Annotated in this window: 24 protein-coding genes and 1 pseudogene; 14 read left to right on the top strand and 11 right to left on the bottom strand. The window is 71.6% G+C overall.

Annotation, left to right across the window (positions count from 1 at the left end):
* Positions 1-132: 132 nt before the first annotated feature.
* Both ACFYMM_RS11820 and ACFYMM_RS11825 read right to left on the bottom strand, forming a co-directional pair.
* Positions 133-267 carry a hypothetical protein gene (locus tag ACFYMM_RS11820; protein ID WP_388385676.1) on the bottom strand — a complete coding sequence of 45 codons (135 nt, stop codon included), beginning with the start codon at positions 265-267 and terminating at the stop codon, positions 133-135.
* Positions 267-941, bottom strand: coding sequence for a Crp/Fnr family transcriptional regulator (locus ACFYMM_RS11825; RefSeq protein WP_030734182.1), 675 nt, complete (start codon positions 939-941; stop codon positions 267-269). Before ACFYMM_RS11825 ends, ACFYMM_RS11820 begins: the two co-directional genes overlap by 1 nt.
* A 276-nt stretch (positions 942-1,217) precedes the next feature.
* On the opposite strand from ACFYMM_RS11825, the gene nth reads away from it, so the two are divergent.
* The 3 genes from nth to ACFYMM_RS11840 all read left to right on the top strand — a co-directional run bounded on the left by nth (position 1,218) and on the right by ACFYMM_RS11840 (position 4,107).
* Positions 1,218-2,054: an endonuclease III gene (gene nth / locus ACFYMM_RS11830; RefSeq protein WP_388385677.1), complete on the top strand. Its 837-nt coding sequence runs from the start codon at positions 1,218-1,220 to the stop codon at positions 2,052-2,054.
* Positions 2,055-2,154: 100 nt separating this feature from the next.
* Complete coding sequence (locus tag ACFYMM_RS11835) at positions 2,155-2,850, top strand: NUDIX hydrolase (RefSeq protein WP_388385678.1); 696 nt, start codon at positions 2,155-2,157, stop codon at positions 2,848-2,850.
* A gap of 57 nt (positions 2,851-2,907) precedes the next feature.
* The gene (locus tag ACFYMM_RS11840; RefSeq protein WP_388385679.1) at positions 2,908-4,107 is read left to right on the top strand and encodes a MarP family serine protease; all 1,200 of its coding nucleotides are present in this window, start codon (positions 2,908-2,910) and stop codon (positions 4,105-4,107) included.
* Positions 4,108-4,165: 58 nt separating this feature from the next.
* Here the strand turns inward: ACFYMM_RS11840 and ACFYMM_RS11845 are convergent, their stop codons facing one another.
* The 6 genes and pseudogenes from ACFYMM_RS11845 to ACFYMM_RS11870 all read right to left on the bottom strand — a co-directional run bounded on the left by ACFYMM_RS11845 (position 4,166) and on the right by ACFYMM_RS11870 (position 11,836).
* Positions 4,166-4,345, bottom strand: coding sequence for a hypothetical protein (locus ACFYMM_RS11845; RefSeq protein ID WP_388385680.1), 180 nt, complete (start codon positions 4,343-4,345; stop codon positions 4,166-4,168).
* A 129-nt stretch (positions 4,346-4,474) separates the two neighbouring features.
* Positions 4,475-5,407 (bottom strand): alpha/beta fold hydrolase, encoded by a 933-nt coding sequence (locus tag ACFYMM_RS11850; protein ID WP_388385681.1) that lies wholly within the window; start codon positions 5,405-5,407, stop codon positions 4,475-4,477.
* Positions 5,404-5,889 (bottom strand): phage holin family protein, encoded by a 486-nt coding sequence (locus tag ACFYMM_RS11855; protein ID WP_388385682.1) that lies wholly within the window; start codon positions 5,887-5,889, stop codon positions 5,404-5,406. The genes ACFYMM_RS11850 and ACFYMM_RS11855 overlap by 4 nt, the downstream gene beginning before the upstream one ends.
* Before the next feature lie 54 nt (positions 5,890-5,943).
* Positions 5,944-7,380: a Na+/H+ antiporter NhaA gene (gene nhaA / locus ACFYMM_RS11860; RefSeq protein ID WP_388385683.1), complete on the bottom strand. Its 1,437-nt coding sequence runs from the start codon at positions 7,378-7,380 to the stop codon at positions 5,944-5,946.
* Positions 7,381-7,602: 222 nt separating this feature from the next.
* The gene (acs, locus tag ACFYMM_RS11865) at positions 7,603-9,558 is read right to left on the bottom strand and encodes an acetate--CoA ligase (protein ID WP_388385684.1); all 1,956 of its coding nucleotides are present in this window, start codon (positions 9,556-9,558) and stop codon (positions 7,603-7,605) included.
* Positions 9,559-9,665: 107 nt separating this feature from the next.
* Positions 9,666-11,836 (bottom strand): annotated as a pseudogene (locus ACFYMM_RS11870) (bifunctional SulP family inorganic anion transporter/carbonic anhydrase).
* Between the two features lie 276 nt (positions 11,837-12,112).
* Here ACFYMM_RS11870 and ACFYMM_RS11875 point away from each other — a divergent pair.
* Positions 12,113-13,378 carry a hypothetical protein gene (locus ACFYMM_RS11875; RefSeq protein ID WP_388385685.1) on the top strand — a complete coding sequence of 422 codons (1,266 nt, stop codon included), beginning with the start codon at positions 12,113-12,115 and terminating at the stop codon, positions 13,376-13,378.
* A gap of 56 nt (positions 13,379-13,434) precedes the next feature.
* Here the strand turns inward: ACFYMM_RS11875 and ACFYMM_RS11880 are convergent, their stop codons facing one another.
* Positions 13,435-14,421 (bottom strand): ATP-binding protein, encoded by a 987-nt coding sequence (locus ACFYMM_RS11880; protein ID WP_388385686.1) that lies wholly within the window; start codon positions 14,419-14,421, stop codon positions 13,435-13,437.
* A gap of 94 nt (positions 14,422-14,515) precedes the next feature.
* Between ACFYMM_RS11880 and ACFYMM_RS11885 the strand changes: the two genes are divergently transcribed.
* Positions 14,516-15,340 carry an oxidoreductase gene (locus ACFYMM_RS11885; RefSeq protein WP_388385687.1) on the top strand — a complete coding sequence of 275 codons (825 nt, stop codon included), beginning with the start codon at positions 14,516-14,518 and terminating at the stop codon, positions 15,338-15,340.
* Positions 15,341-15,656: 316 nt separating this feature from the next.
* Here the strand turns inward: ACFYMM_RS11885 and ACFYMM_RS11890 are convergent, their stop codons facing one another.
* Positions 15,657-16,496 carry an HAD family hydrolase gene (locus ACFYMM_RS11890; protein WP_388385688.1) on the bottom strand — a complete coding sequence of 280 codons (840 nt, stop codon included), beginning with the start codon at positions 16,494-16,496 and terminating at the stop codon, positions 15,657-15,659.
* A 605-nt stretch (positions 16,497-17,101) separates the two neighbouring features.
* On the opposite strand from ACFYMM_RS11890, the gene ssd reads away from it, so the two are divergent.
* The 7 genes from ssd to ACFYMM_RS11925 all read left to right on the top strand — a co-directional run bounded on the left by ssd (position 17,102) and on the right by ACFYMM_RS11925 (position 22,188).
* Complete coding sequence (gene ssd, locus ACFYMM_RS11895) at positions 17,102-18,202, top strand: septum site-determining protein Ssd (protein ID WP_388385689.1); 1,101 nt, start codon at positions 17,102-17,104, stop codon at positions 18,200-18,202.
* Positions 18,199-19,527, top strand: a complete 1,329-nt coding sequence (locus ACFYMM_RS11900; protein WP_388385690.1) for a TadA family conjugal transfer-associated ATPase — start codon at positions 18,199-18,201, stop codon at positions 19,525-19,527. Before ssd ends, ACFYMM_RS11900 begins: the two co-directional genes overlap by 4 nt.
* 1 nt (position 19,528) lies before the next feature.
* Positions 19,529-20,380 carry a type II secretion system F family protein gene (locus ACFYMM_RS11905; RefSeq protein WP_388385691.1) on the top strand — a complete coding sequence of 284 codons (852 nt, stop codon included), beginning with the start codon at positions 19,529-19,531 and terminating at the stop codon, positions 20,378-20,380.
* Positions 20,377-21,165 (top strand): type II secretion system F family protein, encoded by a 789-nt coding sequence (locus ACFYMM_RS11910; protein WP_388385692.1) that lies wholly within the window; start codon positions 20,377-20,379, stop codon positions 21,163-21,165. The genes ACFYMM_RS11905 and ACFYMM_RS11910 overlap by 4 nt, the downstream gene beginning before the upstream one ends.
* Before the next feature lie 117 nt (positions 21,166-21,282).
* Entirely contained in the window at positions 21,283-21,456 is a 174-nt protein-coding gene (locus tag ACFYMM_RS11915; protein ID WP_388385797.1) for a DUF4244 domain-containing protein, read from the top strand.
* Between the two features lie 28 nt (positions 21,457-21,484).
* Positions 21,485-21,829 (top strand): TadE family type IV pilus minor pilin, encoded by a 345-nt coding sequence (locus ACFYMM_RS11920; protein WP_388385798.1) that lies wholly within the window; start codon positions 21,485-21,487, stop codon positions 21,827-21,829.
* The gene (locus tag ACFYMM_RS11925) at positions 21,826-22,188 is read left to right on the top strand and encodes an Rv3654c family TadE-like protein (protein ID WP_388385693.1); all 363 of its coding nucleotides are present in this window, start codon (positions 21,826-21,828) and stop codon (positions 22,186-22,188) included. Before ACFYMM_RS11920 ends, ACFYMM_RS11925 begins: the two co-directional genes overlap by 4 nt.
* On the opposite strand, the gene ACFYMM_RS11930 is transcribed toward ACFYMM_RS11925, so the two are convergent.
* Positions 22,136-24,607, bottom strand: coding sequence for a DEAD/DEAH box helicase (locus tag ACFYMM_RS11930; protein ID WP_388385694.1), 2,472 nt, complete (start codon positions 24,605-24,607; stop codon positions 22,136-22,138). The two genes, ACFYMM_RS11925 and ACFYMM_RS11930, sit on opposite strands and share 53 nt — an antisense overlap.
* Before the next feature lie 81 nt (positions 24,608-24,688).
* Between ACFYMM_RS11930 and bldG the strand changes: the two genes are divergently transcribed.
* Positions 24,689-25,030, top strand: coding sequence for an anti-sigma factor antagonist BldG (gene bldG / locus ACFYMM_RS11935; protein WP_010986038.1), 342 nt, complete (start codon positions 24,689-24,691; stop codon positions 25,028-25,030).
* Between the two features lie 156 nt (positions 25,031-25,186).
* The gene (locus ACFYMM_RS11940; RefSeq protein ID WP_388385695.1) at positions 25,187-25,624 is read left to right on the top strand and encodes an ATP-binding protein; all 438 of its coding nucleotides are present in this window, start codon (positions 25,187-25,189) and stop codon (positions 25,622-25,624) included.
* Positions 25,625-25,871: the final 247 nt, after the last annotated feature.

Below are 25,871 nucleotides of genomic sequence, written 5' to 3' on the forward strand. Positions count from 1 at the left end.
GGCGCGTGCCGGGCGTCGCGACGGGTCGAACGTTGCCTGTTGCGGCACTAGCCGCGTCCCGACCGGGCCGGACCCGACCGGGCTGGGCCGGACCGAGTCGGACCGGACCGGGTCGGAAGGCGCCGGACCGGGTCAGAACGGGCGGCCCAGGCCCTCGCCGTGGCGTCGGCCGGTCCGCCGGCTCAGTGGCTGGGCGCGGCGGAACAGCGGTGTGCCGACGCGGTCGATCCGCCGGAACTCCTCGGCGACCAGCGCCCGCCGGGGCACTAGCGCGACCGCTTGGCCAGCCGCTCCACGTCCAGCAGGATCACGGCCCGTGCCTCCAGGCGGAGCCAGCCGCGCTGGGCGAAGTCCGCCAGTGCCTTGTTCACGGTCTCGCGGGAGGCGCCGACCAGTTGGGCCAGCTCCTCCTGGGTGAGGTCGTGCACCACGTGGATGCCCTCCTCGGATTGCACGCCGAAGCGCCGGGAGAGGTCCAGCAGGGCGCGCGCCACACGGCCGGGGACGTCGGAGAAGACCAGGTCGGACATGGCGTCGTTGGTCTTGCGCAGCCGACGGGCGACCGCGCGCAGCAGGGCGCCGGCCACCTCGGGGCGGACGTTCAGCCAGGGCTGCAGGTCGCCGTGGCCGAGACCGAGCAGCTTGACCTCGGTCAGCGCGGTCGCGGTCGCCGTGCGCGGGCCCGGGTCGAACAGCGACAGCTCGCCGATCAGCTCGCCGGGTCCGACGACGGCCAGCATGTTCTCCCGGCCGTCGGGGGAGGTGCGGTGCAGCTTGACCTTGCCCTCGGTGACGACGTACAGCCTGTCTCCGGGGTCACCCTCGTGGAAGAGCGAGTCACCGCGCGCGAGGGTCACCTCACTCATGGAGGCGCGGAGCTCCGCGGCCTGCTCGTCGTCGAGCGCCGCGAAGAGCGGGTTGCGCCGCAGAACGTCGTCCACGAGTTATCTCCCTTGTCGACCTGCTCAGGGGATCTTGCTCCCCCGTGTGCCAGGGGACCGTGTTCCCCATTTTGCCGGACGGTCCAAACAGTGTGATCTGTCACAAGGATGCCGCACAGGTGTCCCGGGGTAAGCGGCAGGGGTCCAATCGGGGGCTGATCCCCGGGGTCCGGGGCGGATGTCGGCGCCGGGCTTTAGGCTGGCCGGGTGTCCAAATCGCCGGTGAGAGCACAGGGCTAGGGGGCTTGGCGGGTGGTTGTACGTCGTGATTCCGCTGTGGGCGAACAAGGCTCCAGCAGTAGTAAGAAAACAGTTAAAACGGCCAAAAAGGTCCCGGCGGCCGAGTCCCGTACCGGCCTGGTCCGTCGGGCCCGCCGCATCAACCGCGAGCTGGCCGAGGTGTATCCGTACGCGCATCCGGAACTGGACTTCGAGAACCCCTTCCAGCTCCTGGTCGCCACGGTCCTGTCCGCCCAGACCACCGACCTGCGCGTCAACCAGACGACGCCCGCGCTCTTCGCCAAGTACCCCACCCCGGAGGACCTCGCCGCGGCGAACCCGGAGGAGGTTGAGGAGATCCTCCGTCCCTGCGGTTTCTTCCGCGCCAAGACGAGGTCGGTCATAGGGCTGTCCAAGGCCCTGGCCGAGCAGTTCGGCGGCGAGGTGCCCGGCCGGCTGGAGGACCTGGTCAAACTGCCGGGCGTCGGCCGCAAGACCGCCTTCGTCGTCCTCGGCAACGCCTTCGGGCGGCCGGGCATCACCGTGGACACCCACTTCCAGCGGCTGGTACGGCGCTGGCAGTGGACGACGGAGACCGAGCCGGACAAGATCGAGGCCGCCGTCGGCGCGCTCTTCCCGAAGAGCGAGTGGACGATGCTCTCGCACCACGTGATCTTCCACGGCCGCCGCATCTGCCACGCCCGCAAGCCCGCCTGCGGTGCCTGCCCGATCGCTCCGCTCTGCCCGGCCTTCGGCGAGGGCGAGACCGACCCGGAGAAGGCCAGGAAGCTGCTGAAGTACGAGAAGGGCGGCTTCCCGGGCCAGCGCCTGAAGCCCCCGCAGGCCTACCTCGACGCGGGCGGCCGGCCGGCCCCGCCGCTGGGGGCCGGATGACGGCGCGGACGACACGCCGGACCGCCGGGCGGTGTGGGTACCGGTGACGGAACGATCTCGGGGTGCCCGGGCGTTGGACACGGCAGAACGGGGGGTGGCTATGACACACGCGAGCAATACCCAGGGCGGCGCGGTGACGCTCAGCAAAGAGGGGCTGCCCGGCTGGCTCGACCCGGTGGTGCGCGTGGTGGAGACGGTCGAGCCGCTGCAGCTGAGCCGCTTTCTGCCGCCGGAGAACGGATCGGGCCGCCTGTCGGCCGTACTGATCCTTTTCGGTGAGGGCGAGCGCGGCCCCGAGCTGCTGCTCATGGAGCGGGCGAGTTCCCTGCGCTCCCACGCGGGGCAGCCCTCCTTCCCCGGCGGCGCCCTCGACCCGCAGGACGGCGACCCGAGGGGCGAGGGGCCGCTGCGGGCCGCGCTGCGCGAGGCCGAGGAGGAGACCGGCCTCGACCCGGCCGGAGTGCAGCTCTTCGGTGTGCTGCCCAAGCTCTACATCCCGGTCAGCCACTTCGTCGTCACACCGGTCCTGGGCTGGTGGCGCGAGCCCAGCCCGGTCGGTGCCGTAGACCCGAACGAGACCGCCCGTGTCTTCACGGTCCCCGTGGCGGATCTCACGGATCCCGGGAACAGAGCCACCACCGTCCACCCCAGCGGCCACCGGGGTCCGGCATTCCTGGTCGAATCGGCCCTGGTCTGGGGTTTCACGGCAGGCGTCATCGACCGCCTGCTGCACTTCGCCGGCTGGGAGCGTCCCTGGGACAGGGAGAAGCGGGTCCCGCTCGACTGGCGGTCATGACAGGGTGAACCCCGTGCTGTGTTTTCCCGGGGGACGCAAGAGGCGAGGCCTGAAGCGGTGAACGTGCTGGACATCCTGTTGCTGGTCGCCGCCGTGTGGTTCGCGATCGTCGGCTACCGGCAGGGCTTCGTCGTCGGCATCCTGTCGGTGATCGGTTTCCTCGGCGGCGGTCTCGCCGCCGTCTACGCACTGCCCGTCCTGTGGGACACGGTCACCCACAAGGCGGAGGTCGACACGACCGCCGCCGTTGTCGCGGTGGTCGTCGTCATCGTCTGCGCCTCCGTCGGCCAGGCCCTGACCACCCACCTCGGCAACAAACTGCGGCGGTACATCACCTGGTCCCCGGCCCGCGCGCTGGACGCCGCCGGCGGCGCCCTCGTCAACGTCGTGGCGATGCTGCTGGTCGCCTGGCTGATCGGGTCCGCCCTCGCCGGGACGACGCTGCCCACGCTCGGCAAGGAGGTCCGCAACTCCACGGTGCTCCACGGCGTCTCCCGGGCGCTGCCGGCCCAGGCCGACACCTGGTTCACCGACTTCTCCACCGTCCTCGCGCAGAACGGCTTCCCGCAGGTCTTCAGCCCCTTCGCGAACGAGCCCATCACCGACGTCCGGCCGCCCGACCCGGCCCTGGCCGGCAGCGCCGTCGCCACCCGCGCACAGCGGTCCATCGTCAAGGTCGTGGGCACCGCGCAGAGCTGCGGCAAGGTCCTGGAGGGCTCCGGGTTCGTCTTCGCCGACCGCCGCGTCATGACCAACGCGCACGTCGTCGGCGGCGTCGACGAGCCGACCGTCCAGATGGGCGGCCAGGGCCGCAAGTACGACGCCAAGGTCGTCCTCTACGACTGGCAGCGCGACATCGCCGTACTGGACGTGCCCGACCTCAGGGCCAGCGCGCTGAGGTTCTCCGCCAAGGACGCCGCGAGCGGCGACGGCGCGATCGTCGCGGGCTTCCCGGAGAACGGGTCGTACGACGTCCGCGCCGCGCGCGTGCGCCAGCGCATCACGGCCAACGGCCCGGACATCTACCACCGGGGCACGGTCCGCCGTGACGTCTACTCGCTGTACGCGACGGTCCGCCAGGGCAACTCCGGCGGCCCGCTGCTCACGCCCGACGGCAAGGTCTACGGCGTGGTGTTCGCGAAGTCCCTCGACGACGCCGACACCGGGTACGCGCTCACGGCGGACGAGATCCAGCCGGACATCAGCCGGGGTCGTACCGCGAACGACCAGGTGGGCACCGACAGCTGCGCCCTGTAGGACGGCGCGTCAGGGGTGCTTCGGGAACGCTGCGGGGCGTTCGGGTGTCTTGTGGGCGTCAGCCGCGCGGGTGACGCAGCCGTACCGAGACCCAGCGGGCCCGGCGGCGCAGGATGCGCGGAATACCCACGCGGAGGTCCGCGCCCGCCAGTTGCGGTGTGCCTCGCTGGTGGCTGCTCAGGCCGGTGGCCGAGCGGCGGTTGCGGGGTGCGTCACTGTAGTCGTGCGTCCAGCCCATACCCCGACGTGTGCCCCCGCCCCAAGGTCGATAACCGCCCCGGAGGCGCCCAATTGGCGTATGCGCCGGGCATGTGAGCGTTCGTAGGACAGGTGTTCAGGTCTACGGCCACCGGGCGCGTCGGATCGGTCACCGGTCGGGTTCGGGATCCTTGAGCCAGTGGATCAGCTCCGAGGAGAAGGCGACCGGATCCTCCTCGTGCGGGAAGTGCCCCAGCCCGTCGAACAGCCGCCAGCGGTAGGGCGCTTCGACGTACTCGCCCGACCCGGCCGCACTGCGCGTGCGGGTCACCGGGTCCAGGGAGCCGTGCAGATGCAGGGTCGGGACCCGCACCGGCCGCTTCATCCGGCGGTTGAACTGGATGCCGTCCGGGCGCGCCAGGGACCGCACCAGCCAGCGGTACGGCTCGACGGAGCAGTGCGCGGTGGAGGGGATGCACATCGCGCGCCGGTACGTCTCGATCGCCTCGTCGTCCGGCGGCGTCGGCCCGGACCAGTCCCGGATCAGCCGGCCTACCAGTTCACCGTCGTCCGCGGTCAGTTGACGCTCCGGGATCCAGGGCCGCTGGAACCCCCAGATGTAGGAGTTGGCGGCGGTCTGCCGGGCGTCCCGCAGCATCGCGGCGCGCCAGCGCCGGGGATGCGGCATGGAGACCACCGCGAGCCGCCGTACGAGCTTGGGGCGCATCGCGGCGGCCGTCCACGCCAGATAGCCGCCCAGGTCGTGGCCGACCAGCGCGGCGTCCGGTTCGCCCAGGGAGCGGACCACGCCGGTGACGTCCAGGGCGAGGTTGGCCGGGTCGTACCCGCGCGGGGTGCGGTCGCTGCCGCCGACGCCCCGCAGGTCCATGGCCACGGCCCGGAAACCCGCGTCGGCGAGCGCGACGAGCTGGTGCCGCCATGTCCACCAGAACTGCGGGAAGCCGTGCAGCAGCAGCACCAGCGGGCCGTCGCCGAGTTCGGCGATGTGGAAGCGGGCACCGTTGGCCGCGACGTCCCGGTGCGTCGGATGCGCTCCGGGGACGTCGATGCGTACGGCCGACGACGCGGCGGGCTCGGTCATGAGGAGGAGCGTGCCACAGCCTCGATGGCCTCGGGCGCCCGGTCCTCCAGCTCGGGGCGCGGATGCGGCTTGGCGTTCTGCAGGACGACGGCCGTCTCCTTCATCGAGGCGGCCACTTTCTGCGGGCCCTTGCTCTTCTGGGTCTTCTTCGCGAAGGCCACGCCGATCAGCGCCAGAACGCCCGCGACGAGCACGTTGGCCGCGAAGGACAGCAGGAAGCAGACCGCGAGGTTCCAGCCGCTCCAGGTCCGGATGCCGTACGCCAGGGCGAAGTTGAGCATCGGCAGGGAGAACACCAGCACCGCGCCCGCCCCCGAGAACGCGCCGCCGCTGACCGCGCCGCGCCTGACGTCCTGCTTCAGCTGCGCCTTGGCCAGCGCGATCTCGTCGTGCACCAGCGCCGACAATTCGGTCGTCGCCGAGGCGAACAGCTGGCCGATGCTGCGTTCGGCACCGACCGGGCTGCCGTCGGGTGCGCTCATCGCGGTCTCCCTCTCCGTCTTTGCTGCCATCTTGATTTGTACCGTCTCGTCAGATCATGCCCGACGGTCGTCCTCGTCGCCTGCCCCGCCCGCCACTTCGGCAAGCCCGTGGCGAGCGGCGGCCATCTCGGCGGCCAGTCTGCGGTGGTCGGCGGCCTTGCGTTCGAGGATCTCCGCCATCCGCAGGTGGTAGGACGGGTCGTCCTGTTCGTAGACGTCCGGGATGCCGTCGAGGTCGTCGTCGCGCTCCTCGTCCTCGCACAGCCTGCGGTATCGGGCGTTGCGGATCTTCAGCAGCACGGTCGCGCTCACGGCCGCGATCAGTGAACCGGTCAGGACGGCCGCCTTCACCTCGTCCGTCAGCGCCGTGTCGCCCTCGAAGGCCAGCTCGCCGATGAGCAGGGAGACGGTGAAGCCGATCCCGGCGAGGGAGGCGACCGCGAAGACGTCGGCCCAGGCCAGGTCCTCACTGAGGGAGGCGCGGGTGAAGCGGGCGGTCAGCCAGGTGCCGCCGAAGATGCCGATGGTCTTGCCGACGACCAGGCCGAGGACCACCCCGAGGGTCTCCGGCCGGCCGAAGACGTCCCCGAGCGCCCGGCCGGACACCGGGACACCGGCGCTGAACAGGGCGAACAGCGGCACGGCCAGCCCCGCCGAGAGGGGGCGCACCAGGTGCTCGACGCGCTCCCCGGGAGAGCGCTTCTCACCCTCACGGGTGGTGCAGCGCAGCATGAGGCCCATCGCGACGCCCGCGATGGTCGCGTGCACGCCGCTGTTGTACATCAGCGCCCAGATGACCAGGGCCAGCGGTACGTACACGTACCAGCCGCGTACACCCGCGCGCAGCAGCAGCCAGAAGACGACGAGCCCTGCCACGGCCCCGCCGAGCGCGGCGAAGTCGATCCGGGCTGTGAAGAAGACCGCGATGATCAGGATCGCGAACAGGTCGTCGACGACCGCGAGGGTCAGCAGGAAGGCGCGCAGGGCGCTCGGCAGCGAGGTGCCGATGACCGCCAGCACGGCGAGGGCGAAGGCGATGTCGGTGGCGGTCGGCACCGCCCAGCCCTGGGTCGAGCCGCCGCCGACGAGGTTGGTGAGGGTGGAGACCAGCGCGGGTACGGCCATGCCGCACAGCGCGGCAGCCACGGGCAGTACGGCGGCCCTGGGGTCGCGCAGGTCACCGGCGACCAGCTCGCGCTTCAGCTCGATGCCGGCGACGAAGAAGAAGACGGCGAGGAGGCCGTCGGCGGCCCAGTGGGCGACGGAGAGCCGCAGGCCGAGTGTCTCCGGGCCGAGGTGGAAGTGGCTCACGGTCTCGTAGCCGTGGTGCAGGGCCGGTATGTTCGCCCAGACCAGAGCGGTGATCGCGGCGATCAGCAGCAGGACGCCGCCGACCGTCTCGGTGCGCAGCGCGTCCGCGACGAAGGTCCGCTCGGGCAGGGACAGACGTCCGAGGACCTTGCGGACGGGGGCGGTGCGGGGCGCGGCCACGGGAGACCTCCGGTGAGTGGGCGGGACGGCTCGCATGCCGACCAGACTTCCCGGCGCACCTATGGATCTTGCCGCGTTCTTGACGCTTTGCTTATTTTACCCAAGGCGGTGCGTGCTTTACCCAACGGACCCCAGGCGGGCGTGCCGCTCCCGGTGGTCTTCACGTCAGTCGCGGAAGGGGCACCCGGCGCGTCTGCGGCCGGGTGCCCCCAGGGCCGTCGCTCAGTCCTCGCTGGGTGCCGCGGGCAGCTTGGCCTGGATGAGGTCCATGACCGTGGAGTCGGTCAGCGTGGTGACATCACCCAGCTGGCGGTTCTCGGCGACATCGCGCAGCAGCCGGCGCATGATCTTGCCGGAGCGGGTCTTCGGCAGCTCCGCCACGGGCAGGATCCGCTTCGGCTTGGCGATCGGGCCGAGCGTGGCGCCGACGTGGCCCTGCAGCTCACCGACCAGCTTGTCGTCCTCGGACGCCGTACCGCGCAGGATCACGAACGCGACGATCGCCTGCCCGGTGGTCTCGTCGGCCGCGCCCACCACCGCGGCCTCGGCGACGGACGGGTGGGAGACGAGCGCGGACTCGACCTCGGTGGTGGAGATGTTGTGCCCGGACACGAGCATCACGTCGTCCACCCGGCCCAGCAGCCAGATGTCCCCGTCGTCGTCCTTCTTCGCCCCGTCACCGGCGAAGTACCTGCCTTCGAAGCGCGACCAGTACGTGTCCAGGAACCGCTGGTCGTCGCCCCAGATGGTGCGCAGCATCGACGGCCACGGCTCGGTCAGCACCAGGTAGCCTCCGCCGCCGTTGGGCACCTCGTTCGCCTCGTCGTCGACGACCGTCGCCGAGATGCCGGGCAGCGGGCGCTGCGCCGACCCGGGCTTGGCCTCGGTGACGCCGGGCAGCGGCGAGATCATCATGGCGCCGGTCTCGGTCTGCCACCAGGTGTCGACGACGGGGGTCCGGTCGGCGCCGATGTGCTTGCGGTACCAGATCCACGCCTCGGGGTTGATCGGCTCGCCGACCGAACCCAGCACGCGCAGGGAGGACAGGTCGAACTTCGCGGGGATGTCGTCGCCCCACTTCATGAACGTACGGATCGCGGTCGGCGCCGTGTAGAGGATCGTGACCTTGTACTTCTGCACGATCTCCCAGAACCGGCCCTGGTGCGGGGTGTCCGGGGTGCCCTCGTACATCACCTGGGTCGCGCCGTTCGCCAGTGGCCCGTACACGATGTAGGAGTGGCCGGTGACCCAGCCGACGTCGGCCGTGCACCAGTACACGTCCGTCTCCGGCTTGAGGTCGAACACCGCCCAGTGCGTGTACGCCGACTGCGTCAGATAGCCGCCGGAGGTGTGCAGGATGCCCTTCGGCTTTCCCGTCGTACCGGAGGTGTAGAGGATGAACAGCGGCTGCTCGGCCTCGAACGCCTCCGGCGTGTGCTCGGCGGACTGGCGCTCGACCAGGTCGTGCCACCACACGTCCCGCTCGTCGTTCCACGCCACGTCCTGCCCGGTACGGCGCACCACGAGCACATGCTCGACATTGCCGGACCGCTCCACCGCGTCGTCCACGGCGGGCTTCAGCGCGGACGGCTTGCCGCGCCGGTAGCCGCCGTCGGAGGTGATGACGACCTTGGCGTCGGCGTCCTGGATGCGCGTCGCGAGCGCGTCGGCCGAGAACCCGCCGAAGACGACGGAGTGAGCGGCGCCGATCCGGGCGGAGGCCAGCATCGCGATCGCCGTTTCCGGGATCATCGGCATGTAGACGGCGACCCGGTCGCCCTTGCGAACTCCCAGCTCCAGCAGGGCGTTCGCGGCCTTGGAGACCTCGTCCTTCAACTCGGCGTAGGTGATCGCCCGGCTGTCGCCCGGCTCGCCCTCGAAGTGGATGGCGACCCGGTCGCCGTGCCCCGCCTCCACGTGCCGGTCCACGCAGTTGTACGCGACGTTCAGCTCGCCGTCCTTGAACCACTTGGCGAACGGCGGGTTCGACCAGTCCAGCGTCTCGGTCGGCTCCTTGGCCCAGGTCAGCCGGCGGGCCTGCGTGGCCCAGAAGCCGAGCCTGTCAGCCCTGGCCTGTTCATACGCCTCCGCCGTGACGTTGGCGTGCGCGGCCAGGTCGGCGGGGGGCGCGAACCTGCGTTCTTCCTTGAGCAGGTTGGCCAGGCTCTCGTTGCTCACGACATCTCCCGTTCGAAGGGTGTCCGTTGTGTCCCAGGCCACAGCTCATCAGAAGCCGGGGTCCCATGACAAGGGCCGTCCGATAATTGGTTTAGACCTGTCGCCGCTCAGACGGGACCGACGACTTCCTCCACACCTGTCACATGTTCGGACACTCCTTCCCTCGCGCCGTCCTCCCTGAGCGGATACGCCCGCGCCTCACCCGCGTGGAAGTACATCCCGTGCAGCTCAAGCACCCCGTCGGCCAGCGCCCGCGACACGCACTCGTGGGCCCGCAGATGCTCCAGCTGCTGGACCACGTTGGCCATGCACAACCGCTCCACCGGGTCCCCGGGCAGCCGCCCGGTCGGCTCGGCCCGGGCTCGGCCGCCCTCGGCGGCCACCCTCCGCAGGCTCGGCAGCCCGTGCCGCAGCCACCGCTCGAGCGGGGTCCGGGCACCTGCGGGCTCGAAATCGAGCAGCGCCCGCATGGCCCCGCACCCGGAGTGCCCGCACACGGTGATGGACCGCACCTTCAGCACCTCCACCGCGTACTCGACGGCCGCCGCCACCGAGTCGTCCCCGTACTCCTCGCCCGGCGTCGGCACCAGGTTGCCGACATTGCGCACGACGAACAGGTCCCCCGGATCACTGGAAGTGACCATCGACGCGACCAGCCGTGAATCGGCACAGGTGAGGAAGAGCCGCGAGGGCCGCTGCCCCTCCCGAGCCGGCCGAGCGGCCTTGTCCCGGACCAGCGGTGCGGTGTGTCGCTGGATCGAGCTGATGCCGTGGGCGAGTTCATGCCCATTGTTCCGGACTCCGGTGCGCCGGCCTGTCAGCCGGGCGGAGCCACCCCGCGCGGTGTGGGCGCTCTGCCAGTCCCGCAGTGACTCGTACGCCGCGTGGTCCATGAACGACCCGTTCAACTCCACGACGGCGTGGGCGCCTTGGGGTACGAGATGCAGGGCTCTGCTGAGTCGGGGCACCGCGAGGAACGTCAACTGGCCTCGAACGTGTACGTGATGGGCTCCTCCCTTCTCTTCGTGCGTGATGCGGGTGCGGGCGAGGCGGTGCAGGGCGAGGGCGACGGCCATGGCGACCCCGAGGGCCACGCCCTCCAGGACGCCGAGGAAGGCCACGCCGAGTGTGGTGACGGCGTACACCGGCACTTCACGGTGGCGGGTCACCGTGCGGATGTGGTGCAGGGACACCATCTGGATGCCGACGGCCAGCACCAGGGCGGCGAGCGAGGCGAGGGGGATCAGTTCCAGGAGCGGGACCGTCAGCAGCGCGGCGACCACTACGAGAACGCCGTGCAGCATCGTGGAGTTCCGGCTCACGGCACCGGATCTCACATTCGCCGAACTCCGCACCGCCACCCCGGCGACCGGCAGCCCGCCGAGCGCCCGGAGACGATGTTGGCGGCGCCCTGCCCTAGCAGCTCGCGATCGAGGTCGGCGCGGCGGACCCGGGACTGCGGCCCCGGCCGGCCGGCGATCAGCTTGTCCACGGCGACGGCCCCGAGCAGCGACTGGACACTGCACACCAGCGTGGTGGTGAGAACGGCGGCGACGATGCCGAGCGCCGGTCCCTCGGGGAGTCCCGCAAGGGCATGGCTGCGCCAGGACGGCAGATCGACCCTCGGCAGGGTCAGGCCGGTGAGCGAGGCGGTCGCGGTGGCGCCGGCCACGGCGACCAGGGCGGCCGGGACCGTGCGCAGGAGGCGGCCGGGGCGGCCGGGGATCCGGGGCCAGGCCAGCAGCAGGGTCAGGGTGAGCCCGCTCATCGCCACCGCGGCGGGGTGCAGATGGGCCAACTGGGCGGGCAACGCGCGGATGTTGGCGAGGACGGAACTCTGTGGGCTGCCTCCGAGGACGATGTGCAACTGGGCGACGGCGATGGTCACGCCGATGCCGGCGAGCATGCCGTGCACCACGGCCGGGCTGACTGCGAGCGCGCCGCGTGCCACTCGCAGGCAGCCCAGGCCCAGTTGGGCGAGCCCGGCGAGCACCGTGATGCCGCACGTCGTACGCCATCCGTACCGGTGGATCAGGTCGGCGGTGACCACGGTGAGTCCGGCCGCGGGACCGCTGACCTGGAGCGGGCAGCCGCCGAGGCGTCCGGCGACGAGTCCGCCGACGGCGGCGGCGACCAGGCCGGCCTGGAGAGGCGCTCCGGTGGCGAGGGCGATGCCCAGGGACAGGGGCAGGGCGATCAGGAAGACCGCGATGGACGCCGACAGATCGGCGCCCATACAGCGGAACGCGTGGTCGGGGGTCGGTGCGCAGGCTGGCATGTTCCCGTCTCCTCCGAGGTGAGCGCGGTAGCGGCGGGTTGAATTCAAGTCTCGGCAAAAAAATCGTAATGCAAAGTAAAGTGCAGGTATGTATTTTCAGGGCATTTGGGCCATCGATTCACGCTAATGAGCGAACTAATATTTTTATCGGCTTGTCGTATTAATTCCTTCTCGGTTCCTGTGCGACCTTGGCGGCGCTGTCGGTACAACCCGGCACATCACCGGAAAACGCCCTCATCAGCGTGTGTCTGAGAGAAGGAAGAAGGTGGGCGGAACATGGCCGCCACCCACAGGATCGCCGTCGGTGCCATGGTCACCGCGGCCTGTGCCGCATCGCTCGCCGGTTGTGCGACCGGCTCCAACGATTCGAATGAAGGGGCGTCCGGGCCCCAGAAGGGAGCGCCGGCGCCCAACAGTGTGCTTCGTCTGATCGGTGACGGCTCCACCGCCTACACCGGGTCGCAGCCGCATCTGCCCCGGCCCGAGCGGCTCAAGGCGGGGGAGAAGCCGCCGCAGTTCGTGGTGTTCTCCTGGGACGGCGCGGGCGAGGACAGCCAGAAGCTGTTCTCCCACTTCCGCAAGGTCGCCAAGGCCAACAACGCGACCATGACGTTCTTCCTCAGCGGCGTGTACATGCTGCCGGAGGAGAAACGCGATCTCTACACACCGCCGCAGCACTCGCCCGGCAGCTCCGAGATCGGCTTCAACGACCAGCGGGGAATCGCCGACACCGTCAAGCAGGTGCGGCTGGCCTGGCTGGAGGGCAACGAGATCGGCACCCACTTCAACGGCCACTTCTGCGGGCCCGACGGCGGGGTCGGCGAGTGGTCGGTGGCGGAGTGGAAGAGCGAGATCGCCCAGGCCAAGCAGTTCGTGAAGACCTGGAAGACCAACACCGGCATGAACAAGGCGGCACCGCTGCCCTTCGACTACGACAAGGAGCTGATCGGCGCCCGCACCCCCTGCCTGGAAGGGCAGAAGAACTTCATGAAGGCGGCCCGCCAGCTGGGCTTCCGTTACGACACCAGCGGTGTCAACGACCAGGTGTGGCCCAAGAAGAAGGAGGGCCTGTGGGACCTGTCGATGCAGCTGGTCCCCTTCCCGGGGCACACCTACGAGCAGCTGACCATGGACTACAACTTCATGGTCAACCAGTCCGGCACCCAGACCCAGGGTGACCCCGACAAGTTCGACTACTGGGGCGACCAGATGCGCGATGGCCTGCTCAAGGGCTTCTACCGCGCCTACGACGGAAACCGCGCCCCATTGATCATCGGCAACCACTTCGAGTCATGGAACGGCGGCACCTATATGCGCGCCCTCGACGAGGTGGTGAAGGAGGTGTGCAACAAGCCCGAGGTGCGCTGCGTCTCCTTCCACCAGCTCGCCGACTGGCTGGACGCCCAGGACCCGCAGACCCTGGCGAAGCTGCGCTCCCTGAACGTGGGCGAGGCCCCGAAGCAGGGCTGGGCGTCCTTCCTCTCCGCACCCCCGGCACCGGCGCCCAAGGGCGTACCCGGGGCACCGGCCGTCCAGCGGTAACCGCTCGTCCAGCGGCGGCCGGCGGTCCGGCATCAGCCGACTGTCCGGCGACGGCCTCAGGCGGGAGCGCCCACGCCCTCGCCGAGCACGAAGGAGGGGTCGACCTGCGCCGCCAGGTCGGCCCCGGTGCGCTCGTTGCCCCACGTCAGGGCGTTCTTCAGATGGAAGTGCACCATCTGGCGGGTGTAGCGCTCCCAGTCCCGCAGCGCGTACGTCGCGTCGGTCGCCTCCCTGAGCGTGCGCAGGGCGCGGGCGTTGGACTCCTCAAGGAGGTCGAACCGGGGCGGGCGGCCCCTCTCCATGGCGCGCACCCAGTCCGAGTGCCCGACCGTCACGAGCAGGTCGTCCCCGACCTCCGCGCGCAGGAAGTCGAGGTCGTCCTGTCCCTGCACCTTGTTGCCGACGACCTTCAGGGCGACGCCGAAGTCCTGGGCGTACTCCTTGTACTGGCGATAGACGGAGACTCCCTTCCGGGTCGGCTCGGCCACGAGGAACGTGATGTCGAAGCGGGTGAACATGCCGGAGGCGAAGGAGTCCGAACCCGCCGTCATGTCGACCACGACGTAGTCGTCGGCGCCGTCGACGAGGTGGTTCAGGAACAGCTCCACCGCTCCCGTCTTGGAGTGGTAGCAGGCGACCCCCAGGTCGGCGTCCGTGAAGGGCCCGGTGACCATCAAACGGGCGGCGCCGCCGTCGAGTTCCACCGGGCGCGCGCAGGCGTCGTACACCGGATTTGGCTCCCGCACCCGGATGAGGCGCGAGCCCTCGCCGGGCGGGGTCGTCTTGATCATCGTGGCCGAGGAGGCGATGCGCGGGTTGGCTCCGCGCAGATAGTCCTTGATCAGTGACAGCCGCTCGCCCATCGCGGGCAGCGCGGCGGCCTCCGCGTCGTCGAGGCCGAGCGCGGTACCCAGGTGCTGGTTGATGTCGGCGTCGATGGCCACGACCGGAGCGCCGGCGGCGGTGAGATGGCGGATGAAGAGGGAGGAGAGCGTGGTCTTGCCACTGCCGCCCTTCCCGACGAAAGCAATTTTCATGTTCACGAAGGGTAGTCGTACGACAGCGCTCTGTGCCGGGTGGAGTGAAGAAGACCACTCCTTCGTGGGGTGGGGGGCCGGGGTGCGTAGGGTCGTACTCATGAGTACGACAGGCGCGACCGCCGATCCGCTCGCGGCCCTGGGTTCGCTGCCCGGTGTGGCCGAGTCCGTGGAGTCCGTGCGCAAGGCCGTGGACCGGGTCTACGGGCACCGGATCATGCGGCGGCGCAGCAATGCGATCACCTCCGAGGCGGCGCTGCGCGGCGCCCGTGGTTCCGCGGCGCTCTCCGGTGCCGACTGGGCCCTGGAGGAGGTGCGGCGGCGTACCGACTTCAGCGGCGATGCCGAGGCGCGCGTGGTGGGCGCGGCGCTGCGGCTGACCGCCGAGGCGGGGCAGCTGCTGTCCATCTGGCGGCAGTCGCCGCTGCGGGTGCTGGCCCGGCTGCACATGGTGGCCGCCGCCGGCGACGGGGACGAGGTCGGACGGCCGCGCCAGGCGGGCGAGCAGGTCGACGAGCCGCTGATCGAGCTGCCGTTGCCGGACGCGGCCGAGGTGTCCGGACGGCTGGAGGGGCTCTCGCAGCTGATCATCGCGGGGAGCGCCGCACCGGCGCTGGTCACTGCCGCCGTCGTGCACGGCGAGTTGCTCGCGCTGCGTCCTTTCGCCTCCCACAACGGTCTCGTCGCACGTGCGGCCGAACGCATCGTCCTGATCGGCAGCGGCCTGGACCCGAAATCGGTCTGCCCGTCCGAGGTGGGCCACGCCGAGCTGGGCCGCGCCGCATATCTGGCGGCCCTCGACGGCTATGTCTCGGGTACTCCGGAGGGCATGGCGAGCTGGATCGCCCACTGTGGCAGGGCGGTCGAGCTGGGGGTGCGCGAGTCGACGGCGGTGTGCGAGGCGCTGCAGCGCGGGGCGGTCTGAGGGGCGGCGCGGAAATCTGCACAAAAGGGTTGCGGCGGTACGATTTCTCGTACCGCCGCTGGCATGCTCACCGGGTTACCAAGCGTCCTCGATATGTGCCCATCAGGTGGGGAGCTTTGCCCATCACCTGGTGCGGCTGGCCCGTAATCGACGGGTCGACGTCGCGTGGGTGCCCAGTATTCATGCGCGGTCCGTGGGCCAAATGCGTTTAAAAGGTGATCCTTTCGGATGTCCTTGGTCTCGCGGGCCGTTGAGTCCTTTGTACTGCAAGAGGGGGGTAAGCGGAACCCCTGCCTGCAGTTCTTTACTTTTACTCTCAAACAGGAGTGAAACGGGCCCGTCGTCGGCTCGCGTACCAGACCAGGCCGGCGGTGGCGGCCGCGGCTCCTATCGCCGCCGCCGCGACGAGGGCCGGGCGCGGCGGAACGGACAGCGTGGGCAGCCGCTGCTTGAGCCGTACCGGGCGGTGGAAGTCCAGAATCGGCCACCCGCGCGCGAGGGCCTCACGGCGCAGCGCGCGGTCCGGGTTCACGGCGTGCGGATGCCCGACGGCGCTCAGCATCGGCACGTCGGTCGCCGAGTCGCTGTAGGCGTAGCAGCGGTCGAGATCGTAGCCCTCGGACGCGGCCAGCTCCCGGACCGCGTCGGCCTTCGTGGGGCCGTAGGCGTAGTACTCCACCTCCCCGGTGAAGCAGCCGTCCTCGCCGACGACCAGGCGGGTGGCCACCACGCGGTCGGCGCCGAGCAGCTCACCGATCGGCTCGACCACCTCGGCGCCGGAGGTGGAGACGATCACGACGTCCCGTCCGGCCGTGTGGTGCTCCTCGATGAGCGAGGCCGCCTCGTCGTAGATGATCGGGTCGATCAGGTCGTGCAGGGTCTCGGCGACGATCTCCTTCACCTGCTGGACGTTCCAGCCGCGGCAGAGCGTGGACAGGTACTCCCGCATCCGCTCCATCTGGTCGTGGTCCAGGCCGCCCACGAGGAAGACGAACTGGGCGTATGCGGTTCGCAACGCGGCCCGGCGGTTGATCAGCCCGCCTTGGTAGAAGGACTTGCTGAAGGTGAGAGTGCTCGACTTCGCAATGACCGTCTTGTCCAGGTCAAAGAAGGCCGCTGTGCGGGGCAAGGAGTGGTTATCCACGACCCTGAGCATAGGCGCCCACCATTCGGCGTAAGGTGGGGCGCGTGGGTTTGCCTGAGAGGGCTCTCGGGTACACCATGGAAGTCACGGATCGTTCGCGACCGTGCTAACCCGGTCCGGCTCCTCCCCCCCCGAGTCGGCCGTGGAGACGACCCCCACTCTCCCCCCCGGTGGGGGTCGTCGCATGTCCGGGTGCGTTTTCAACCTTCTCTCCCTCTCTCCATGGCCCTGAGGCCTGGCGGCCGCGGATTCGGCCGCCGCTTCGCCATGCCCATGGTTCGTCACTGTGGGTAGTCATCGGGCTGCGCTGTGGAAGCCGCGCGAGCCCCGGTCCGGGGACTGGTTCAGCGGTCACCGGTGTGGGTGACGGAGATATTCACAGCCCCACGGTTGTCCACTGTTTTTGACCAAGATCCACATGATTTCCCGGATCGCTGCACCGTGATTCCCATGCGCTCCGGCCGCGGCAAGTCCACGACCGGTTCCGATTGTCGGAGCGTGTATGGCCGATTCATGTCGGCCGCTCGTATGGAGGCCCGGTTGCCGGTTCTTCACATGTTTGGGGAAACGCGTGGCCGCGGGGGCTGCGCGAAGGACGCAGCGAAGGGGGAACACCCGTGGCCGGAACCGTCACCCATGACCCGCCACCCACCGCCCAAGGGCGGCCCACCAGGCCGCTCATCGTCACCGAGGACGCCGAACTCCTCGACGACCTGCTGCGCCTGTGCGCGGCAGCCGGCGCCACACCCGAGGTCCACCACGCGGTTCCGGAACGCGGCGGCTGGGAGGCCGCCCCGCTCGTCCTGGTCGGCGACGACGCCGCGCGGCGGGTGCGCGGGGCCGCCCGCAGACGAGGAGTGGTGCTGGTCGGCCGCGACCAGGACGACCCCGGGGTGTGGAAGCGGGCCGTCCAGATCGGCGCCGACCACGTCCTGGTGCTCCCCGACGGCGAGCAGTGGCTGGTCGACCGCATCGCCGATGTCGCCGAGGGCGTGGGCCGTCCTGCCCTCACCGTCGGGGTCATCGGAGGCCGGGGCGGGGCCGGTGCGTCCACGCTGGCCTGCGCGCTCGCCGTCACCTCCGCCCGCGAGGGAGCGCGCACCCTGCTCGTGGACGCCGATCCGCTGGGCGGCGGACTCGACGTGCTGCTGGGCGGCGAGACGGCCGAGGGCCTGCGCTGGCCCGCCTTCGCCGCGTCCCGCGGCCGGGTCGGCGGCGGCGCCCTGGAGGAGTCGCTGCCCGAACTGCACTCGCTGCGGCTGCTCAGCTGGGACCGCGGCGACTGCGTCGCCGTGCCGCCGCAGGCCGTACGCGCGGTGCTCGCCGCCGCCCGGCGGCGCGGCGGGACGGTCGTCGTCGACCTGCCCAGGCGCCTGGACGACGGGGTCGCCGAAGCCCTCGCCCAGCTCGACCTCGCCGTTCTGGTCGTCCCGGCCGAACTGCGGGCCGTCGCGGCCGCCGCACGGGTCGCCTCCGCCGTCGGCATGGTCCTGCGCGACCTGCGAGTGGCGGTACGGGGGCCGTACGCGCCCGGCCTCGACGACCGCGAGGTGGCCCGGCTGCTCGGCCTGCCGCTGGCCGGCGAGGTACCCGTCGAACCGGCCCTGCTGCGGGCCCACGGCGGGGGAAAGCCGCCCGGCGTGCCCGGGCGCGGACCGCTGGCCCGCTTCTGCAAGGACTTCTGGCAGCGGACGCTGGTCGAGGCGGGTGCCGCATGAGGACACCTCCCGGACCCGGCCGACCGTCGGCCGGGGTGGACGGACCCGCGCTGCTCGACGGCGTGCGCCGGTGGCTGGCCGAGAGCGGCGCCGAACCGACACCCGCGCGCGTGGCGCAGGCGCTGCGCGAACAGGGGCGGGTGCTCGGCGACGCCGAAGTCCTCGGCGCGGCCGAACACCTGAGGTCGGAACTCGTCGGCAGCGGGCCCCTGGAGCCCCTGCTCGCCGACCCGACCGTCACCGACGTGCTGGTCTCCGCGCCAGACCGGGTGTGGGTGGACCGGGGCGGCGGTCTGGAACTGACACCGGTGGCCTTCCCGGACGCGGCGGCCGTACGACGTCTCGCCCAGCGTCTGGCCGCCGTGGCCGGACGGCGGCTCGACGACGCACGGCCCTGGGCCGACGCCCGGTTGCCCGACGGGACCCGGCTGCACGCGGTGCTGCCGCCGGTGGCGGTCGGCTGCACCTGCCTGTCCCTGCGGGTCGTACGGCCCCGGGCGTTCACGCTCGACGAACTGGTCGGCGCGGGCACGGTACCGCCCGGCGGCGACCGGATCCTGCGGGCGCTGCTGGCAGCCCGGTTGTCCTTCCTCGTCAGCGGGGGCACCGGCAGCGGGAAGACAACCCTGCTGAGCGCCCTGCTGGGCCTGGTCGGGCCGGGCGAGCGGATCGTGCTGGCCGAGGACTCGTCGGAGCTGAGACCGGACCACCCGCACGTCGTGCGGCTGGAGACCCGGCCCGCCAACCAGGAGGGCGCGGGCCTGGTCACCCTGGAGGACCTGGTGCGGCAGGCACTGCGGATGCGCCCCGACCGGCTGGTCGTGGGCGAGGTGCGCGGCCCCGAGGTGGTGCATCTGCTCGCCGCGCTGAACACCGGGCACGAGGGCGGCTGCGGCACCGTGCACGCCAACGCGGCAGCCGACGTGCCGGCCCGTCTGGAGGCGCTGGGTACGGCCGCGGGGCTCGACCGGGCCGCGCTGCACAGCCAGCTGGCGGCGGCCCTCGCGATCGTGCTGCACCTCGTACGGGACCGCACCGGGCGGCGGCGCATCGCGGAGGTGCATGTGCTGGAACGGGATGCCTCGGGCCTGGTGCGGACCGTACCGGCGCTGCGCTGGGGTGCCCGGGAGTTCGTGCGCGAGCGCGGCTGGGAGCGGCTGCGGATGCTGCTTCGCGGTGACGGTGAGCGCGAGGAGGCACGCGGCGGCGAGCGGCGTGCCATGAGCCGACCGAGTGACGAATTCGAGGGGAGCGACAGGGGCGATGGGATCAGTCGGGCCAATGGTGTCAATCGGGTCGATGGGGTCGGTGGGGTTGCCGGATGAGATGTCCGTGAGTGCCGTCGTGGCGTGTGTCGGGGCGGCCGTGTGGCTGCTGGGCGGGCGGCAGGGCGGGGCGCGACGGGCGCGGCTGCTGCTCGCCGGTGGCGGGGTGGTGGCGACCGGGCCGCCGCCCTGGGAGGAGGCGCTCGGCCGACTGCGCCGGCTCGGCGGCCGGTTGCGGGCCGAGTGGTGGTCGCTGGCGGCCGGACTGGTGCTCGCGCTGCTCGGTGCCTCGGTGATTCCGGTCGTCGCGGGGGCGGCCGGGGTGCCGCTGCTGCGGCGGCTGCGGCGGGCCCGGGAGGACCGGACGGCACGGGAGGGGCGGGTGGACGCGGTGATCGGGCTGTGCGGGGCGCTCGCCGGGGAGGTGCGCGCGGGGCGCCAGCCGGGGGAGGCGCTGCTGCGTGCCGCGCGGGACTGCGGCGGCCTCGGGGACGCGCAGGCGGCCGTGGTGGCGGCGGCTCGGTTCGGCGGCGACGTGCCGGGCGCGCTCACGGTGGCCGCCCGGTCGCCCGGCGCCGAGGGGCTGTCGGGGCTCGCGGCCTGTTGGCGGGTGGCCGTGGACCAGGGAGCCGGACTCGCGGCCGGCCTCGACCGGCTCGACGGGGCCCTGCGCGCCGAACGGGACCAACGCGCCGATCTGCGCGCCCAGTTGTCCGGGGCTCGGGCGACGGCCGTGCTGCTCGCGGCCCTTCCGGTCCTGGGGCTCCTGCTCGGCTCGGCCATGGGCGCCCACCCGTTGCACGTGCTGCTGCACACCGGGGCCGGACTGGGCTGCCTGGTCGTCGGCGCGGTGTTCGAGGCTGTCGGGATGTGGTGGGTGACCCGGATCGTGCGGGAAGCGGAGGCGGCGTGAGCGGGGAAGTCGTCCACAGGCTGGGGATGGTCGTGGCCGCGGTGCCGGCCGTGGGCTGGCTGGCACGTCGGCTGGAAACGGCCCGGGACGAGCGCCGGACGCGGCGCAGGCTCACCCGCCTGCTGGCCGTCGAAGTGCCACCTGCGGAGCGCTACTTCGAGGTGCGCGGTGCCGTACGGCGGTGGCTGCCGGTGGCCGGAGTGGTGTGCGGCGGCTGGGCGCTGATCGGCGGAGTCGTCGGCGCCTTGGTGGGCGCGGGTGTCGCCGTGGCGCTGTGGCGGTGGCGCCGCCGCGAGGGGGAGGCGGACCGGGCGCAGGAGATCGACAGGGCCCGGGCCGCCCGCCAACTCCCGCTCGCCGCCGACCTGCTGGCCGCCTGCATCGCGGCCGGGGCGGGGCCGGTGATCGCCGCCCAGGCCGTCGGCGAGGCCCTCGGAGGACCCGTCGGGGAAGGGCTGGCGCGCGGTGCCGCGGAGGTACGGCTGGGCGGCGAACCGGCCGACGCCTGGCGGCGGCTGGCCGCGCTGCCCGGTGCGGGGGCGCTGGCGCGGCTCCTGGAGCGGGCGGACGAGTCCGGGCTGCCGGCGGCCGGGCCCGTCGCCAGGCTCGCCTCGGACGCCCGCGCGGAGTGGACGCGCGCCGCCACCGCACGGGCTCGCCGGGCGGCCGTGCTGGTCTCCGCGCCGGTGGGGCTGTGCTTCCTGCCCGCCTTCATCGCGGTCGGCGTCCTGCCCGTGGTGATCGGGCTCGCGGGGGGAGTGGTGGGAGGAGGTGGTGGCGGGTGAGCGGGTGAGCGGTGAGTGGGTGAGTGCGGTTGTGAACACCGTTCCGGAGACAGGGGAGTTGAGATGTTCGAGAAGGTCAAACAGGTCAAGCGGGTCGAGAAGGTCAGGAAGGCGCTGATGTGGTGCCGGGTGGCGCGGTGTCGTGACGCCGGGATGGTCACCTCCGAGTACGCGATGGGGATCGTCGCGGCAGTCGGTTTCGCGTTGCTGCTCTACGAGGTCGTGACCAGCGGGCAGGTCAGGGCGGAGCTGCAGGCCATCGTGAAACGAGCCCTCAGTGCGCGGATGTGAGGGGCGCGAGGGCCGGGACGCCGGGTTCGTGACCGCGGAGGCGGCCGTGGTGCTTCCGGTGCTGGTGGCGTTCACGCTGGCACTGGTCTGGGCGCTGCTGGTGGTGGCGGCCCGGATCCAGTGCTTGGACGCGGCCCGTACCGGCGCCCGCGCGGCGGCCCGGCAGGACCCGGCCGACTCGGTCGTGGCGGTGGCCCGCGAGGCCGCACCGCGCGGCGCGAAGGTCACGGTCGGACGTGAGGGAGACCAGGTGCGGGTGACCGTCGTGGCGAGACCGCCGGTGCTGGGCGGGTTGCCGTTCGAGGTGCGGGAGGAGGCGGTGGCCTCGGCGGAGGACACCGTGGGGGCCGGGAAGGAGGCTGCGGGGCCATGAGGTGCCGGGACGCCGACCGGGGGTCCGCCACCGTCTGGAGTGTGGGGGCGATCGCCGTGCTGTGCGTGGTGTTCGGGGTCGTCCTCGGTCTGGGGCACGCGGTCGTGGTCCGGCACCGCGCGGCCGGCGGCGCCGATCTGGCGGCGCTCGCGGCGGCGGACCACTGGGCCGAGGGCACCACGGCGGCCTGCTCGCGGGCGGGCCGGGTGGCGCTGGCCCAGGGGACGCGGCTGGTGCGGTGCGCGATCGTGGGGGACACCTCCGACGTGACGGCGGCGTCGGGACGGGGGCCGTTCGCCGCGGAGGTCAGGGCGAGAGCGGGTCCGGCGGGGCCGGTGCCCCCCGCAACAGCACCGTGAGCAGCCGGACCGCCCCCCTCTTGTGCAGTGGATCGTTGCCGTTGCCGCACTTGGGGGACTGGATGCAGGACGGGCAGCCGGCCTCGCACTCGCAGGAGGCGATGGCCTGGCGGGTGGCGGTGAGCCAGGTGCGGGCGGTGTGGAAGGCGCGTTCCGCGAAGCCCGCGCCGCCGGGGTGGCCGTCGTAGACGAAGACCGTCGGCAGGAGGGTGTCGGGGTGGAGCGGTACGGAGACACCGCCGATGTCCCAGCGGTCGCAGGTCGCGAAGAGCGGCAGCATGCCGATCGAGGCGTGCTCGGCCGCGTGCAGGGCGCCGCCGAGGATCTCCGGGTTGATCCGGGCCTCGTCCAGCTGGTCCTCGGTGACCGTCCACCACACCGCGCGGGTGCGCAGCGTACGAGGAGGCAGGTCGAGCTTCGTCTCGCCCAGGACTTCGCCGGTGATCAGGCGCCGGCGCAGGAAGGAGACCACTTGGTTGGTGACCTCGACGGAGCCGTAGCACAGGCGGCCGTCGCCCCACGGGACCTCGATGTCCGTCTCCAGGACGGAGATCGACGTGGTGTCGCGGGCGACCGTCGAATACGGCGGGTCGGCCTGGGTGACCAGGGCGACCGAGTCCTCCAGGTCCAGGGAGCGCACCAGGTACGTACGGCCCTGGTGCAGGTGTACGGCGCCCTCGTGCACCGTGGAGTGCGCCGCGCCCGCGTCCACCGTGCCCAGCAGACGTCCGGTGCCGGCCTCGACCACCTGGACCGGCCGGCCGCCCTCGCCACGGATGTCGGCGAGGTCGGCGGCCCGCTCCCGGCGGGTCCAGTGCCAGGCCCGGGTGCGGCGGCGCAGCAGCTTCGCGGTCTCCAGCTGCCCAAGCAGCTCCGCGCAGGCGGGGCCGAACAGCTCAAGGTCGTCGTCCGTCAGGGGGATTTCCGCGGCGGCCGCGCACAGGTGCGGGGCCAGGACGTAGGGGTTGTCGGGGTCGAGGACCGTGGACTCGACGGGCTGGTCGAACAGGGCCTCGGGGTGGTGGACCAGGAAGGTGTCCAGCGGGTCGTCGCGGGCCACCAGCACCGCCAGGGCGCCCTGCCCGGAGCGGCCCGCGCGGCCCGCCTGCTGCCACAGGGACGCCCGCGTGCCCGGATATCCGGCGATCACCACCGCGTCCAGGCCCGAGACGTCCACACCGAGCTCCAGGGCCGTCGTCGCGGCCAGGCCGAGGAGTTCCCCGGAGTGCAGGGCGCGTTCCAGGGCGCGCCGCTCCTCGGGGAGGTAGCCACCGCGGTAGGCCGCGACACGCCGGGCCAGGGAGCGGTCCACCTCGGCGAGGCGCTCCTGGGCGATCACCGAGATCAGCTCGGCGCCGCGCCGGGAGCGTACGAAGGCGACGGAGCGCACGCCCTGGACGGTGAGGTCGGTCAGCAGGTCGGCCGTCTCGGCCGTGGCGGTACGCCGGACGGGTGCGCCCCTCTCGCCGTGCAGTTCGGTGAGCGGGGGCTCCCAGAGGGCGAAGACCAGCTCCCCGCGCGGGGAGGCGTCGTCGGCGACCTCCACCACCGGCAGCCCGGTCAGCCGGCGGGCGGCGACCGAGGGCTCGGCGGCGGTGGCGGAGGCCAGCAGGAAGACGGGTGAGGAGCCGTAGCGGGCGCACAGGCGGCGCAGGCGGCGCAGCACCTGGGCGACGTGCGAGCCGAAGACGCCGCGGTAGGTGTGGCACTCGTCGATGACGACGTACTTGAGGGACTTCAGGAAGGAGGACCAGCGGGGGTGGGAGGGCAGTATGCCGCGGTGCAGCATGTCGGGGTTGGTGAGGACGTAGTTCGCGTACTGCCGGACCCATTCGCGTTCCTCGAACGGGGTGTCGCCGTCGTACACGGCTGGGCGAACGGCGTTCCCCAGGGGATGTGAAAGTTCCTTCACCGAGCGGCACTGGTCCGCCGCGAGGGCCTTCGTGGGGGCCAGGTAGAGGGCGGTGGCGCCGCGGCCGTTCGGGGCCTCGGCGCCGTCCAGGAGGGTGGACAGGACGGGTACGAGGTAGGCCAGGGACTTGCCGGAGGCGGTGCCGGTGGCCACCACCACCGAGTCGCCGTCCAGGGCGTGCTCGGCGGCCAGCGCCTGGTGGGCCCAGGGATGCTCGATGCCGCAGGCGCGGACGGCCGAGATCACTTCGGCGCGGATCCGGTCGGGCCAGACGGCATGGCGACCCGCACGTGGGGGCAAGTGCTCCGTATGAGTGATGCGCGAAGCCCGGCTCGGCCCGGAGGCGAGCCGGTCCAGGACCATGCCCGGCGAGAACCGGGGCGCCGGGTCTGCCAGGGGTCGATCGGATCGGTGATTCTTGGCCATCGGCACCGAGTGTGTCACTGGCGTGACGGACAATGGGGCCAAGGCGTCGTGCACGCCTGCCGGTAAGTGATTGAATGCCATCGCGGCTGGCGAACCGTCCCGGGGGCTTCAAGCCGAGGTGCCCGAGGGGCGACCGCTCGATAGCAAGGTGCTGGAGGATCCGTGGACCTGTCCCTGTCGACCCGTACCGTCGGCGATCGTACGGTCGTCGAGGTCGGTGGCGAAATCGACGTATATACCGCGCCAAAGTTGCGCGAGCAGCTGGTCGAGCTGGTGAACGACGGGAATTTCCACCTCGTCGTTGACATGGAGGGCGTGGACTTCCTCGACTCCACCGGGCTCGGCGTGCTGGTCGGCGGCCTGAAGCGGGTGCGTGCCCATGAGGGCTCGCTGCGCCTGGTGTGCAACCAGGAGCGCATTCTGAAGATCTTCCGTATCACCGGCCTGACCAAGGTGTTCCCGATTCACACCTCGGTCGAGGAAGCGGTGGCGGCCACCGACTGACCATGAGTCAGTGACTGGCATCGGGCCGCCGATCGGCCCGTTGCCGGTCGGCCCCGCCCTGGGCCGGTTCGGTCCGGGGCATCGAAGTTCATCAGGGAGCCCGGGCTGTCGGCAGCCCGGGCCCCGACCGCACGCCCGTAGTTCCGAGGGGGATGCATGGCCACCGTTGAGCTCCGCTTCAGCGCGCTGCCCGAGCACGTCCGGACCGCCCGGCTGGTGGCGGCCGCGGTGGCGCGCAGGGCCGGAGTGGACGAGGCCGTCCTCGACGAGGTGCGGCTCGCCGTGGGTGAGGCGTGCTCGCGTGCCGTCGGACTGCACCAGAGCAGTGGCGTCACGGCGCCGGTGAAGGTGGCGCTGATCGAAGAGGAGAAACAGTTCTCCATCGAGGTCGGCGACGAGGCGCCGCACGCGGCCCCGGGCACGCACGCGGTCGGTGGAGCCGATCCGGACGCGGATGTGGAGGCCGAGGAGGACGAGATGGGCCTCGCGGTCATCAGTGGCCTCGTTGACGACGTGGAGGTCACCACCGGCGAGAACGGCGGACTGATCCGTATGACGTGGCCGACCGCACCCCCGGCCGTCGCCCTCGTCTGAACCGCCGAGCCGACCATCCGCCGTCCCACCCCGCCATACAGTCAGGGCCCTGCTGAGCAGGGCCCTTCGTGTTGTTCCCGGGTGAGCGGCGACCCGGCTCCCGGAATTCGTGAATGAATTCACGATCATTAGCCCGATAATTCGATCAAGCGGCAATGTGCTCGTCAATGCTTTTGAGGCATTACCGCTTTCGGGTCCCGCTGCGTGACCTCGATCATTTGCTGAGAAGCATGTGAAGGCCAATTCC

This window comes from Streptomyces sp. NPDC006739 (genome assembly GCF_042869815.1).
Lineage (GTDB): Bacteria > Actinomycetota > Actinomycetes > Streptomycetales > Streptomycetaceae > Streptomyces.

Excerpts from the sequence above, each read along its gene's own strand:
- ACFYMM_RS11835 (WP_388385678.1), top strand. The coding sequence starts at position 2,155 with ATGACACACGCGAGCAATACCCAGGGCGGCGCGGTGACGCTCAGCAAA.
- ACFYMM_RS11875 (WP_388385685.1), top strand. The coding sequence starts at position 12,113 with ATGGCCGCCACCCACAGGATCGCCGTCGGTGCCATGGTCACCGCGGCC.
- ACFYMM_RS11930 (WP_388385694.1), bottom strand. The coding sequence starts at position 24,607 with ATGGCATTCAATCACTTACCGGCAGGCGTGCACGACGCCTTGGCCCCA.
- ACFYMM_RS11915 (WP_388385797.1), top strand. The coding sequence starts at position 21,283 with ATGTGGTGCCGGGTGGCGCGGTGTCGTGACGCCGGGATGGTCACCTCC.
- ACFYMM_RS11940 (WP_388385695.1), top strand. The coding sequence starts at position 25,187 with ATGGCCACCGTTGAGCTCCGCTTCAGCGCGCTGCCCGAGCACGTCCGG.
- ACFYMM_RS11890 (WP_388385688.1), bottom strand. The coding sequence starts at position 16,496 with ATGCTCAGGGTCGTGGATAACCACTCCTTGCCCCGCACAGCGGCCTTC.
- ACFYMM_RS11905 (WP_388385691.1), top strand. The coding sequence starts at position 19,529 with ATGTCCGTGAGTGCCGTCGTGGCGTGTGTCGGGGCGGCCGTGTGGCTG.
- ACFYMM_RS11900 (WP_388385690.1), top strand. The coding sequence starts at position 18,199 with ATGAGGACACCTCCCGGACCCGGCCGACCGTCGGCCGGGGTGGACGGA.
- ACFYMM_RS11845 (WP_388385680.1), bottom strand. The coding sequence starts at position 4,345 with ATGGGCTGGACGCACGACTACAGTGACGCACCCCGCAACCGCCGCTCG.
- ACFYMM_RS11925 (WP_388385693.1), top strand. The coding sequence starts at position 21,826 with ATGAGGTGCCGGGACGCCGACCGGGGGTCCGCCACCGTCTGGAGTGTG.
- ACFYMM_RS11855 (WP_388385682.1), bottom strand. The coding sequence starts at position 5,889 with ATGAGCGCACCCGACGGCAGCCCGGTCGGTGCCGAACGCAGCATCGGC.
- ACFYMM_RS11850 (WP_388385681.1), bottom strand. The coding sequence starts at position 5,407 with ATGACCGAGCCCGCCGCGTCGTCGGCCGTACGCATCGACGTCCCCGGA.
- ACFYMM_RS11885 (WP_388385687.1), top strand. The coding sequence starts at position 14,516 with ATGAGTACGACAGGCGCGACCGCCGATCCGCTCGCGGCCCTGGGTTCG.